Source organism: Nonomuraea sp. NPDC049504, assembly GCF_040676845.1.
In the GTDB taxonomy this organism is placed as follows: domain Bacteria; phylum Actinomycetota; class Actinomycetes; order Streptosporangiales; family Streptosporangiaceae; genus Nonomuraea; species Nonomuraea salmonea.
Map to the genome: position 1 here is coordinate 24,263 of NZ_JBFAPT010000010.1, position 12,144 is coordinate 36,406.

At 71.8% G+C, this 12,144-nt stretch carries 13 protein-coding genes; 11 read left to right on the forward strand and 2 right to left on the reverse strand.

Annotation, left to right across the window (positions count from 1 at the left end; all coding sequences use genetic code 11):
- Window positions 1-8: 8 nt before the first annotated feature.
- The 4 genes from AB0K28_RS20035 (at window position 9) to hypF (ending at window position 4,370) form a co-directional block, all read left to right on the forward strand.
- Window positions 9-521, forward strand: a complete 513-nt coding sequence (locus AB0K28_RS20035) for an ATP-binding protein (protein ID WP_364371910.1) — start codon at window positions 9-11, stop codon at window positions 519-521.
- A gap of 21 nt (window positions 522-542) precedes the next feature.
- A complete protein-coding gene (locus AB0K28_RS20040; protein WP_364371913.1) occupies window positions 543-1,385 on the forward strand; it encodes a universal stress protein in 843 nt (280 codons plus the stop codon).
- Between the two features lie 95 nt (window positions 1,386-1,480).
- Window positions 1,481-2,137 (forward strand): CBS domain-containing protein, encoded by a 657-nt coding sequence (locus tag AB0K28_RS20045; RefSeq protein ID WP_364371916.1) that lies wholly within the window; start codon window positions 1,481-1,483, stop codon window positions 2,135-2,137.
- A gap of 10 nt (window positions 2,138-2,147) precedes the next feature.
- The gene (hypF, locus tag AB0K28_RS20050; RefSeq protein WP_364371919.1) at window positions 2,148-4,370 is read left to right on the forward strand and encodes a carbamoyltransferase HypF; all 2,223 of its coding nucleotides are present in this window, start codon (window positions 2,148-2,150) and stop codon (window positions 4,368-4,370) included.
- Between the two features lie 4 nt (window positions 4,371-4,374).
- On the opposite strand, the gene AB0K28_RS20055 is transcribed toward hypF, so the two are convergent.
- Window positions 4,375-5,016: a response regulator transcription factor gene (locus tag AB0K28_RS20055; RefSeq protein WP_364371922.1), complete on the reverse strand. Its 642-nt coding sequence runs from the start codon at window positions 5,014-5,016 to the stop codon at window positions 4,375-4,377.
- Window positions 5,017-5,189: 173 nt separating this feature from the next.
- On the opposite strand from AB0K28_RS20055, the gene AB0K28_RS20060 reads away from it, so the two are divergent.
- The 6 genes from AB0K28_RS20060 to AB0K28_RS20085 all read left to right on the forward strand — a co-directional run bounded on the left by AB0K28_RS20060 (window position 5,190) and on the right by AB0K28_RS20085 (window position 10,473).
- On the forward strand, window positions 5,190-6,089 hold the full coding sequence (locus AB0K28_RS20060; RefSeq protein ID WP_364371925.1) for a sigma-70 family RNA polymerase sigma factor: 900 nt from the start codon (window positions 5,190-5,192) through the stop codon (window positions 6,087-6,089).
- A gap of 10 nt (window positions 6,090-6,099) precedes the next feature.
- Window positions 6,100-6,576 carry a nitroreductase family deazaflavin-dependent oxidoreductase gene (locus AB0K28_RS20065; RefSeq protein ID WP_364371928.1) on the forward strand — a complete coding sequence of 159 codons (477 nt, stop codon included), beginning with the start codon at window positions 6,100-6,102 and terminating at the stop codon, window positions 6,574-6,576.
- A gap of 113 nt (window positions 6,577-6,689) precedes the next feature.
- A complete protein-coding gene (locus tag AB0K28_RS20070) occupies window positions 6,690-7,547 on the forward strand; it encodes an ABC transporter ATP-binding protein (RefSeq protein WP_364371931.1) in 858 nt (285 codons plus the stop codon).
- Window positions 7,544-9,109 (forward strand): ABC transporter permease, encoded by a 1,566-nt coding sequence (locus AB0K28_RS20075; protein ID WP_364371934.1) that lies wholly within the window; start codon window positions 7,544-7,546, stop codon window positions 9,107-9,109. Before AB0K28_RS20070 ends, AB0K28_RS20075 begins: the two co-directional genes overlap by 4 nt.
- A gap of 109 nt (window positions 9,110-9,218) precedes the next feature.
- Entirely contained in the window at window positions 9,219-9,446 is a 228-nt protein-coding gene (locus tag AB0K28_RS20080; RefSeq protein ID WP_364371937.1) for an ATP-binding protein, read from the forward strand.
- Between the two features lie 190 nt (window positions 9,447-9,636).
- Complete coding sequence (locus AB0K28_RS20085; protein ID WP_364371940.1) at window positions 9,637-10,473, forward strand: universal stress protein; 837 nt, start codon at window positions 9,637-9,639, stop codon at window positions 10,471-10,473.
- Window positions 10,474-10,776: 303 nt separating this feature from the next.
- Here AB0K28_RS20085 and AB0K28_RS20090 read toward each other — a convergent pair whose 3' ends face one another.
- The gene (locus AB0K28_RS20090; RefSeq protein ID WP_364371943.1) at window positions 10,777-11,088 is read right to left on the reverse strand and encodes a hypothetical protein; all 312 of its coding nucleotides are present in this window, start codon (window positions 11,086-11,088) and stop codon (window positions 10,777-10,779) included.
- A 170-nt stretch (window positions 11,089-11,258) separates the two neighbouring features.
- Here AB0K28_RS20090 and AB0K28_RS20095 point away from each other — a divergent pair, with 170 nt between their 5' ends.
- On the forward strand, window positions 11,259-12,095 hold the full coding sequence (locus AB0K28_RS20095; protein ID WP_364371946.1) for a universal stress protein: 837 nt from the start codon (window positions 11,259-11,261) through the stop codon (window positions 12,093-12,095).
- The last annotated feature ends 49 nt before the right edge of the window (window positions 12,096-12,144 follow it).

The window sequence follows — 12,144 nt, forward strand, 5'->3', positions numbered from 1 at the left end:
CCCTTCCGGTGATCACCCTGCGCTTCGACGAGAGCTGCCTGAAGCACACGCGCCGCGTGCTCCTGCACGCGGCGCGCGAACGGGGACTGGACGGGGCCCGCCTCGACGACTTCCTCCTGGCGGTCGACGAAGGCGTGGTCAACGCCGTGGCGCACGGCGGCGGCGGAGGCAGGCTGAGCCTGTGGTGCGGGGACGGCGTTCTTCGCTGCGAGATCAGCGACCGAGGACCCGGTATTCCCTCGCGGATTCTCGCCGGCGCCTCCCTTCCGCCACCCACCGCGCCCGGCGGGCGGGGGATCTGGTTGATGCGCCGCCTGGCCGACGAGGTCGCCTTCACCACCGGACCCGGGGGCACCGCCGTGCGGCTGAGCATGCGGCTGCCCCCATCGGCGGAAGCGGATCGGCGATGTCCCCAGGCCCTGCCCGATCCGTCGCCGGGACCGCCGCAGGCAGAGGCCCTTCGTCCCTTGCACCGGCGACCTCCGGCCCTGCGCCACGCGGACACGTATGAGGTCCGATGAGAGGTGACGAAGGAGGAAATCATGATCATCGTAGGAGTTGACGGATCCGTGGCCGCCCGGGCCGCCGTGGAATGGGCGGCCGGTGACGCCGCCCGCAGGCACGTGCCGCTGCAGATCGTGCACGTGACCGATACGTCGTGGTACCTGGTCGGCAAGCGCCCCGACGCGGTGCTGCCGGACTCCGTTCACAAGGAGGGGCGGCGGGTGCTGCGGGAGGCGGAAGCTCTCGTCCGCGAGCGGCAGCCGTCCGCTGAGATCACCACGCGTGAGATGGAGGGCACGCCCGCCGAAGTGCTGCGCGAGCTGGCCGGGGACGCGACAGAGCTGGTGGTCGGCAGCCGCGGTCTCGGCGGGCTCTCCGGCGCGCTGCTGGGTTCGGTGAGCGCCCACGTGGCCGGGCACGTCCGCTGTCCCGTCGTGGTGGTGCGCGCCGAACACCGGCCCGTGCACGGCGAGGTCGTCGTGGGGCTGGACGACTCGCCGGAGTGCGAGCCCGCCCTGGCCTACGCCTTCGAACAGGCGCAGCTGCGCGGCGCGACGCTCAGGGCTGTGCTCGCCTGGCAGCTGCCTGTACACGCCTACGCTCCCGAGGCCCCCTACGACCTGGACGAAGTCCGTGCCACACAGCACCAGGCCATCCGGGACCGGGTCAAGGCCGCAGGCCACGACCACCCGCAGGTGACGGTCGTCGAGGACGCGCCGTGCGCGCATCCGGCGGACGCACTCATCACGGCGGCCGAACAGGCCGACCTGCTCGTCGTGGGCTCGCACGGGCGCGGAGCCGTGGGAGCGGCGCTGCTCGGCTCGGTCAGCCGGGGCGTGCTGCACCACGCCCGCTGCCCGGTGGCCGTGGTCCGCGCCTGACGGCGTGGGACCTTCGTCATGGTCATCGGGGACGTTCGCCGCTGACCGCCCAAGCCGCCGTACGCGAGCCTGGAGGTGAAAGAGAGGTGGACATCATGTCGATCGAAGTCAAGGACGTCATGGGACGCGTGGCCATCGCCGTGCAGGCGGACGCCTCGTTCGCCGAGATCGTGGCCGCGATGAAGCGGTTCGCGGTCGGCGCGGTCACCGTCATCGATGCAGACCACCGCCCGATGGGCGTGGTCTCCGAGGACGATCTCCTGCTCAAGGAGATCGACACCGTACGGCACAGCGTGTCACTGTTCGAGACCCGCAAGCAGCGGCGCGACCACCAGAAGGCCGCCGCAGTCACGGCATCCCAGCTGATGACCTCCCCCGCGATCACCGTCACCCCGGGCACCGGCGTGCGCGACGCTGCCCGGCTGATGCACACCAAGCGCATCAAGCAGCTGCCCGTGATCGACGTCGTCACCGGGAGGGTCATCGGCACCCTGCACCAGCGGGACGTCCTGCGCGTCTTCACCCGCCCCGCCGGCGAGCTCGAGGCCGACATTCGCGCCCTGCTGCCGGATCCGGGCCCGTTCACGGTCGAGATCGACGCCGGCATGGTGCGGATCGGCGGGCAGGTGCGGTGGCGGTCGCAGGCCATCGCCCTCGTCGAAGCCGTCCGCAACGTCGAAGGCGTGGTGGACGTCGTGGGCGACCTGGCCGCCGAGGACGACGACCTCGTCGTCGTCCCGCCGCTGATGTAGGGCCGCCGTCGTGGACACGGCATGGCACATCGAGGTGCACGGCATCGTGCAGGGCGTCGGCTTCCGGCCGTTCGTGCACCGGCTGGCAACGGCCATCGGGATCCGGGGACAGGTCCGGAACGCCGGCGGGCACGTGGTCATCTCCGCCACCGGCCCGCCGGCGTCGCTGGAGGCGTTCGTCTCCGGCCTGCGCACCCAGCCGCCCAGCGCCGCCCGCGTCCGGGACGTGCTCGTCACGCCGGTGCCGCCGGAGCAGCAGACATCAGGCTTCGAGATCGTGGCGAGCGACGTCACGTCCGCGACCGGCAGCGAGATCCCGCCCGACCTGGCCACCTGCGCCGACTGCCTGCGCGAGCTGTTCGACCCGGCCAACCGGCGCCACCGCTACCCGTTCATCAACTGCACGGCGTGCGGCCCCCGGGCGACCATCATCGACAGCCGGCCCTACGACCGGGCGCGCACGTCGATGCGCGGCTTCGCGATGTGCCCGGCCTGCGCCGCCGAGTACCGCGACCCGTCGAACCGGCGCTTCCACGCCGAGCCGATCGCGTGCGCGTCCTGCGGCCCCCGCCTGCGCTGGCAGGCCATGACGGGCGAGACCGCGCTGCGGGCCGCCTCGGACGCCATCGCGGCCGGCGCCGTCGTGGCCGTCAAGGGCCTGGGCGGCTTCCACCTGGTCTGCGACGCCATCAACGATGAGGCAGTGTCCCGGGTGCGCGAGATCAAGGCCCGCGCCGGCAAGCCCCTGGCGGTCATGGTGCGCGACACGATCACTGCAGGCGCGCTGGCCGACCTGTCGGAAGCCGACCGCGCCCGGCTCACCGGCCCGTCCGCGCCCATCGTGCTGGCACCGCGACGGCACGGCGTGCTCTCGTCCGGCGTCTGCCACGGCATGCCGGACATCGGGGTGTTCCTGCCGTACACGCCGCTGCACCACCTCCTTCTGGACGCGCTGCGCCGTCCCCTCGTGGTGACCAGCGCCAACCACGCCGACAGCCCCATGCCGACCATCGAGATCTCCGGCCTGGCCGTGGACGGCGTCCTCACCCACGACCGGCCCATCGTGGCCCGCTACGACGACTCGGTGATCCGCTCGTTCGGGCGAGACTCGATCACGATCCGGCGTGGGCGCGGGCTCGCCCCCGCGCTGCTGCGCCTGCCCGCCGCGGCGCCGCCCCTGGTGGCCGTGGGAGCCCAGCTGAAGAGCACCTTCACCCTCGCCGACGGCGACCGGGCGGTGCTCGGGCCGCACATCGGCGACCTGTCCGACGCCGAAACACTGCAGGCCTACGACCAGGCGCTCGACCACCTGAGCCACCTGCAAGGCATCGAGCCGCTGCACGCCGCGCACGACCTGCATCCCGGCTACCTCTCGACCCGCATGGCGCGACGCTGGCCGAGCCGCATCGCCGTCCAGCACCACCACGCCCACGTCGCCGCCGTCGCCGCCGAGCACCGGTTGCAGCCGCCGTTCCTCGGCGTGGCCTACGACGGGCTCGGCCTGGGCGACGACGGCACGTTCTGGGGCGGCGAGCTGCTGCTTGCGTCCTACCGCGGCTACCGGCGGCTGGGCCGCTTCTCCCGCGCGCCCATGCCCGGCGGGGAGGCGGCCGTGCGCCGGCCCGCCCGCATGGCTCTCGGCTACCTGCTCGGCGGCGAGCTCAGTACCGGTTCCGTCCCCGGGCACCTGCCCGGGCAGGAGGTCATCGCCCGCATGATCGCGCAAGGCGTCAACTGCCCGGCCGCCTCCAGCGCCGGCCGCCTGTTCGACGCCGCCGCGGCGCTGCTGGACCTGTGCGAGGTGAACGGTTTCGAAGGCGAGGCTGCCACCCGGCTGGAACAGGCGGCAGGCGCCTTCCACGGGGCGGAGCCGCTGGCCTGGCGGCTGGAGCGCCTCGACGGCCTGTGGGTGTACGACGGGGTGGCGACCCTGCGCCACCTGCTGGAGGCCAGGGCCGACCGTGAACCCGTGGGCCGGATCGCCGCCGCCTTCCACGCCACCATCGCGGCCGTCACGGTGCTGCTGTGCGAGCGGGCCGCCGCCGAGCACGACGTCACCCAGGTGTGCCTGTCAGGCGGGGTGTTCCAGAACCGGCTGCTGGCCACCGACGTGCTGGCCAGGCTGTCGGCGGCGGGCTTCGAGCCGTACATCGGCGAGCGGGTGCCGGTCAACGACGCCGGCATCAGCTACGGCCAGGCGGCAGTGGCGGCGGCGCGATTGTCACACGGGTGACCCGTCATTCCTTGCGTCCGGCCCGCAACCGGGCGGCCAGGGCGGCGGCCTGGGTTCGGCGTTGCATGTCGAGCTTGGACAGCAGGTTGGAGACGTAGTTCTTGACCGTTTTCTCGGCCAGGAACATGCGCTCGCCGATCTGCCGGTTGGTCAGCCCTTCCCCGATGAGGTCGAGGATCTGCCGCTCCTGCTCGGTCAGCGCGGCGAGCGGGTCCTTCCTGGCGGCCTGGTCGCGCAGCCGCTGCAGCATGGCGGCGGTGGTCTGCGGGTCGAGCAGCGACTGGCCGGAGGCGACCGTGCGCACGGCGCCGACCAGGTCCGAGCCGTGGATCTGCTTGAGCACGTAGCCGGCGGCGCCGGCCATGACCGCGTCGAACAGGGCGTCGTCGTCGGCGTACGAGGTCAGCATCAGGCATGCCAGCCCCGGCACCCGCGAGCGCACCTCGCGGCAGACGTCCACGCCGTTGCCGTCGGGCAGCCGCACGTCCAGCACCGCCACGTCGGGCATGAGCGCCGGGATGCGCGCGACCGCGGATTCGGCCGTGCCCGCCTCGCCGATCACCTCGATGTCGTCCTCCGAGTCCAGCAGGGCGGCGACACCACGGCGGACGACCTCGTGATCGTCGAGGAGGAAGACGCGAATCATGTTCGTGACGCTACCGAATGGGCGGGATGCCGGAAAGGACCAAGGTCCTGCGGTATCAGGCCGTACGGCGCTGGGCGGGCGGCGATCTCCCCGATGTCCTGGAAGGGACACAGAGGAGGAAGCATGATTCTCGTTGGTGTGCCCCCCACGCCCGCCGTCCTCGGGAGGGCACGGTGAACCCCGGAGCGGATCCGGTGCGCGACTACCTGGCACGCATCGGCCGCACGCCGTTGCTGACCGCCGCAGAGGAGGTCGAGCTCGCCGAACGGATGGAGTCGGCCGCCCGCGCCGCCCGTCTCATCGGGCAGGGCGCTCCCGAACCGGGGCTGCAGGACATCGTCGCCGACGGCCTGGCGGCCAGGCGGCACCTGATCGAGGCGAACCTGCGGCTGGTGGTGTCCATGGCCAAGCGGTACGCGCACCGCGGCATGTCGCTGGCGGACGTGATCCAGGACGGCAACCTCGGGCTGATCGAGGCCGTCGAGCGTTTCGACCACAGGCGGGGCAACCGCTTCTCCACGGTCGCCACCTGGTGGATCCGCAAGGCGATCCAACGCGGGCTGGAACACGCGCACCCGGTGCGGCTGCCCATCGCCGTACAGGACGAGCTCGCCAAGATCTCCCAAGCGGAAGTACGGGCCCTGCACCGGCTGGGACGCGTCCCGACCGAGCGGGAACTGGCCGAGGAACTGGGGCAGAAACCCACGAGACTCGCCTACCTGCGCCAATTGCCCGGCACCTGTGCCAGCCTCGACGTCGAGGCAGGGGAGGAACGGCACCACTACAGTCTCGGCGACCTGCTGGAGGACGACCGGACCCCGGCCACCGAGCGCTTGGTCGAACAGCGCGCGCTGAAGGTGGTGCTCGATCGTCTCGTGGACGGGCTCGCGCCGCGGCAGGCGCTGATCGTGCGCCTGAGGTTCGGACTGGACGGGCAGGACCCGCACACGCCCCGGCAGATCGCCGAGAAGTTCGGGCTGACCCCGCAGTGGGTCCGCCAGATCGAAAAGGAGTCGCTCAGCAGGCTGCGCGGCCACGGGAGATCGTACGGCCTGCGGGCCTGGGCGAGCTGAGGTGATGATCATGAGATCCGACACGCGCCGCTCCGGGCGCTGGCTCCGGTGGCTGTACCGCGGTGGCCGCCCCAATCGCCTGGCACGCGCCATGAACCGGTCCTGGACGGTGGTGCACTCCAGCGGCCTGGTGCCCCACCTGGTGACCTTGGAGGTGCCCGGACGCCGGACGGGACGGATCATCTCCTTCCCCATGGTGATGGCCGACCACCGAGGAGAGCGGTACCTGGTGGCGATGCTGGGACCGCACACCAACTGGGTGCTCAATCTGCGCGCGAACGGTGGCTGGGCGGTGCTGCGGCACGGCCGGCGCAGGAGCGTCCGGCTCGTCGAGGTCGACCCCGCCGAGCGTGCTCCCATCCTGCGCCGTTACCTGGCCCTCGCGCCAGGCGCGCGCCCGCACATCCCGGTGAACCGGCACGCCCCACTGGAGGAATTCCAGCCGATCGCGGCCCAGGTCCCCGTATTCCGCATCACGGCCCCGTAGAAGGGCCTTTCGGCCCTGCCCGGCCTGGCTGAAGCGGATCAGTCTGGAAACCGGACGGAAGGACCGACATGTCAGCGGTGATCGTAAAAGGACTACGCAAAGAGTACGGGACGGTGAAAGCCGTCGACGAGGTGAGCTTCACCGTCGAACGCGGAGAGGTGTTCGCACTGCTCGGGCCGAACGGCGCGGGCAAGACCACCACCGTGGAGATCCTGGAAGGGCACCGGAAGCGCGATGCCGGCCACGTGTCGGTGCTCGGCTTCGACCCGGCCACCGGCGGGCGGGCCTACCGCGAGCACATCGGGATCGTGCTGCAGGAGGCCGGGTTCGAGGAGGAGTTCTCCGTCTTCGAACTGGTCCGCCTGTACGCCGGCTTCTACCCGCACCCCCGCGACCCGGGCGAGGTCATCGAGCATGCAGGCCTGAAGGACAAGCGCGACGCCCGCGTGCGCACGCTCTCCGGCGGGCAGCGGCGTCGCCTGGACCTGGCGCTCGGCCTCGTCGGCCGTCCTGAGGTGCTGTTCCTGGACGAGCCCACCACCGGTTTCGACCCCTCGGCCCGGCATCACGCCTGGGAGCTGATCGACGGGCTGCGCTCGTCCGGCACGACCATCCTGCTCACCACCCACTACATGGATGAGGCCCAGCATCTCGCTGACCGGGTCGCGGTGCTGCGCGCGGGCCGCGTGATCGCCTCCGGCGCGCCGGAGACGCTCATCGCGGCCGAGCACACCAGCGTGCTGACCTTCCGCCTGCCCGAGGGTACGGCCGCCGCCGACCTGCCGCCCCTCACCGGCCACATCGAGGCGCGCGGCCCGGCGGTAACGGTCGAGACCAAGCAGCCCGCCCGCGACATGCACGAGCTGACCGGCTGGGCACTAGAACGCGGCACCGACTTGACCTCCCTCACCTTGGCCCGGCCGTCGCTCGAGGACGTCTACCTCGACCTGGTGAGCGAGGAGACATCATGATCGCGCGGCTGGCCTGGCACGAGACCCTCTCCTTCGCCCGCAATCCCATGGCGGCCGTCTTCACCGTCGCGATGCCCCTGCTGATGACGGTGATCGTCGGTGCCGCGGTGGGCAACCAGGCCGTCCAGCCCGGCTCGGACGTGCGGGTGATGCAGTTCGTCATCCCGGTCATGGCGGTGTTCGGCGTCGCCCAGGGCTGCTTCGGCGCGCTGGCCATCCGCCTGGCCGACCTGCGCGACCGCGGCTGGCTCAAGCGGCTGCGTGGCACGCCGGTGCCCGCCTCGGCGGTGCTCGCAGGGCTGGCCGGGGCGTCGCTGGCCATCGCCACGGTGACGGTGGCCGCGCTGCTGGCCGTGGGCGTCGTCTTCTACGACACCCAGATGGTGTGGCGTACGCTGCCCGCGCTGCTGCTCACCCTGCTGATCGGGGCGGCGTGCTTCACCGCGCTCGGCTTCGCGGCGGTCGCGCTCGTGCGCAACGCCGCGGCGGTGCAACTGCTCGGCACCGGCCTGCTGCTGGCACTGGCGTTCATCTCCGACGTCATCCTCATCGGCGCCCGGCTGCCCGCCTGGCTGGACGCCGTGGGCTGGGTCTTCCCGCTGCGGCATCTGGCCCATGCCGTGCGCGACGCGATGAACCCGTTCCTCACCGGAGCCGGCTTCCACGCCGACCACCTGGCGGTGCTGGCGGCCTGGGGGATCGGCGGCGCGGCACTGGCGGTGTGGCGCTTCCGCTGGGAACGCGCTCCGGCGCGGACGGCGAAGGCTCCCGCGTCGATCACGCGGCGGCCTCGCCGGCAGGGCCGTCCTTCGCCGGTGTCGCTGCTGGCCGGTCAGGTCGCGCACGCGCTCTCCGGGCTGCGCCGGGACCTGTCCACCGCGTTCTTCACCATCATCCTGCCGGTGCTGCTCCTGGCGCTGATCTCACTCATCTTCACCGACGCCCGGGTCTCAGGGGTGCGGCTGCCGGTCTTCATGCTCGCCGCGATGATCACATACACGGTGGGCGTGGCGTCCTACGTGAACATCGCCGAAGCCACTTCCGGTGACCGCGAGCGCGGCGTGCTCAAGCGGCTCGCCGGCACTCCGCTGCCGCGCTGGGCCTACCATGCGGGCCACCTCACCACCGCGCTGCTGGTCACCATCGCCACCGCCATGGCGCTGACGCTGGTGGCGGCGCTCGGCTACGGCGTCAGGATCGAGTCCGGCATGATCCCCTGGATGCTCGCCGCGATCGTTGCCGGAGCGTCGTGTTTCACCGTCCTCGCAGCGCTCGTGGTGGCGTTCGCGAGCAAGCAGCAGACGGTCAACGCGATCACCCTCGGCACCTTCCTGCCCCTGGCCTTCGTCTCCGACGTCTTCGTCATCGGGGGCGAGCTGCCCGGCGCGCTCCGCATCATCGGTGATGTCTTCCCGCTCAGGCACGTCTCCCACACGGTCCTCGCCGTGCTGGATCCGGCGGGACGGCCGTGGCCGTGGACCGACCTCGCCGTGGTGACGGCCTGGACACTCGGCGGGCTTGCGGTCCTCTCCGTCGTGGGCACCCGGCGAAGGGCCGGCTGATTTCGGGGTGCCGTCAACCAACATGCCATAGGCCGCCAAACCCCGCAGAACACCTAGCCCGACCTTCTGCCATGCCGAAGGAGCTTCCCCCTGTAGCTCGGACACCTCGGTGCCCGAGCAGGTCGTCGAGCACGTGCTGGCGGTGCTGCGCGAGGCGCTGTCCAATGTGGCCGGCCACTCCCACGCCACTCGTGCCGAGGTGTCCGTCGAGGTCGGCAACGCCGCTCTCACCCTGGTGGTCACGGACAACGGTGTCGGGGTGGGCGAGCAAGGACGCCGCAGCGGCCTGCGCAACATCGAGGAACGGACCGGCCGGTTGGGCGGCACCCCCGGCTGAAGTCCCCCGACGAGGGCGGCACGCGGCTGTGCCGCGAGATCCCCTTGCGAGGCCGGTAGGGGCGGGGTGGGTCCGTACGCCCGCCTGGACGCGATGAGGACCAAAGTCCCCTCGGCACAGGAAGGACGCCTCTGAGCGGCGGACTCTGCTTGCGGGAGCGTGAAGGCAGATCCCACAGGCGGAGGCGGCGATGGATATGGACGATCTCGGCGTGGCGGTGGGCTACGACGGTTCCCCGTCGGCACGGGAAGCCCTGCGATGGGGCGCCGCTGAGGCCGCCGGCAGAAGAGTGCCGCTGACGGTGTGCCACGCGTGGGACTGGCCCCACCACGAGTGGCCAGGCGAGCTGGTGCCGCTCGAACTCGTGCGCCGCCCCGCCCAGCGGCTGGTCAAGGCCGCGGCCGCCTGGGCCAAACGGCACCATCCCGGCATACCTGTCAACACGCTGACCGACCGCGGCTCCCCGTCCGCACTCCTGACCGACCTGTCCGCCGGCGCCGCGCTGATCGTGGTGGGCAGCCGCGGGCACGGCGCGCTCCACGGCATGGCGGCCGGATCGGTGAGCGGTCATGTCGCCTCCCGAGCCCACTGCCCGGTGATCGTCATGCGCGGCGACCCGCAGGAGCGCGGCGCTCGCGAGGTCCTGGTGGGCTTCGACGGCTCCCCGGCGTCCAGGGCCGCGTTGGGCTTCGCCGCCACGGAGGCGCACCGGCTGGGCAGCCCGGTCCACGCCGTGATCGCACACCGCGAGCGGGAAAGGGAAGTGGACACGCTGGAGCTGTGCATCCGAGCCCAGGGGCTCGCATGGGAAGAGCTGATCGACCGGCAGCGCGTTCATCCGGGCCTCCAGGCAAGTGTCGAGCTCGCAGACGAGCCCGCGCGCCGGGCGCTGCTGGAGGCGGCGCGCAAGGCCTGCCTGCTGGTGGTCGGCGCGCGTGGCCTGGGCGAGGTCCGTGGGCTGCTCCTCGGCTCTGTCAGCCAGGCCATGGTGCACCACGCGCCCTGCCCCGTCGCCGTGGTGCACTGACCGGACGAGCGGCCCGGCTTTCGGCTGTTCCAACCGGGGCTTACGCCTCTGGGCAGGCTTCAGGGCGAGCGACAAAGGCGCGGTGGCCGTCGTGGCCGCTTTGGCCGGTCTGCTCAACGACGGGCTGTATTCCGGTCCCACGGCACTCATCGCCAGATTCCGCGGCAACGACATGGCCACTCTGGTCGCGGGTGTACCCCTCCTGATGATTTCGCTCACCGCATCGGTATGGGGCTCCACCCGCGGCGACCTGGTCTGGGCGGGCATGCTGGCGTACTCGATCTACAACTACGCCTACTACGTCTACGATCCCGCCTTCAACGACCTGTTCCTGCTGCATGTCGCCATCGTCGTCCTGTCGGTCGCGTCGCTCGGGCTGGCGCTCACGGACCTGGACGTCGCCATCCGGGCGCGGGCGGCGATGCGCTGGGTCGGCAGCCTGCTGCTCCTGCTGGCCGGCATGTACGGCGTGTCGCTCGTCCGCCAGGCCGTCACCGGCGAGCTGCCGGTGGACGTGCTGCCGCTGCCCCAGGCGCAGGTCCACCTGGGCATGGCCCTCGACCTGACCATGGTCGTGCCCACCCTGGTGCTGGCGGGCTCGCCCTCATCGTCCACCGCCGCGCAGTCTGACGGCGCGAGGTATGCGCACAGCCGTCACCTCGGTCTCGTCCCGCACGCGGCGCCGGTAAGGACCAACGGCGCTCCTGATCGGGACTTCCTCCCCGGGTACCGAGCTCCCTTCAGGACGACGTTGGAGGTGACAAATCGGAGCGAAGGGGTGCGAGATGGCTGGACACATCGTCGTGGGAGTGGACAGATCCGCAGCGGCGAAGGCCGCCGTGCGATGGGCGGCGGCCGATGCCGAGCGCAGGCATCTGGGCCTGCGTATCGTGCACGTGCGCGAGCAACGGCCGGGGGAACACGCGAGGGGATGCTGCGCGAGCACGCTGGCCTCCGCCGCCGACCTGGCCCGCGACACGGCGCGCGGCATCCAGGTGACCACGGAGCTGCTGGCTGGCGGCGTGGTCGACCAGCTGCTCGCCGAGTCCGAGACCGCTGACAGCGTGGTCATGGGCAGCCGGGGCCTCGGCAAGCTCGCCGGGATGCTGGCCGGCTCCGTGAGCCTGGCCGTGGCCGGGCACGCCACGGGAGCGGCCGTGATCGTGCGAGGCCCCGACAGCGCGCGACACGGCCGCGTGGTCGTCGGCTACGACAACTCCGAGCACGCCGAGGCCGCCATGGAGTACGCCGTCGAACACGCCCGGGCCCACGGCGGACGCCTGCACGTGCTCCATGCCTGGCAGACGCCGGTCTTCTCGCCGTACCTGACCGCCTGGAACAGCCTCATGGTGGAGGTCTACCAGGAGGAGTCCAGGGCGGTGGCGGAGAGCGTGACGCGGTGGCAGGAGAAGAACCCTGACGTCGAGATCACCCACGAGACGCTGTCCGGGCACCCGGTGGGCGTCCTGGCCAGGGCCGGTGCGACGGCCGACCTGGTGGTCGTGGGCTCGCGCGGGCGGGACGGCTTCGCCTCGGCCGTCCTGGGCTCGGTCGGCCACGGCGTCCTGCATCACGTGACCTGCCCGGTCGCGGTGGTGCGGCCCCGCAAGGAGGAATCCTGAGCGCAGGGGACGAAGGTCCCGGTGCCGCAGGCCCTACGGCACTGCTGCA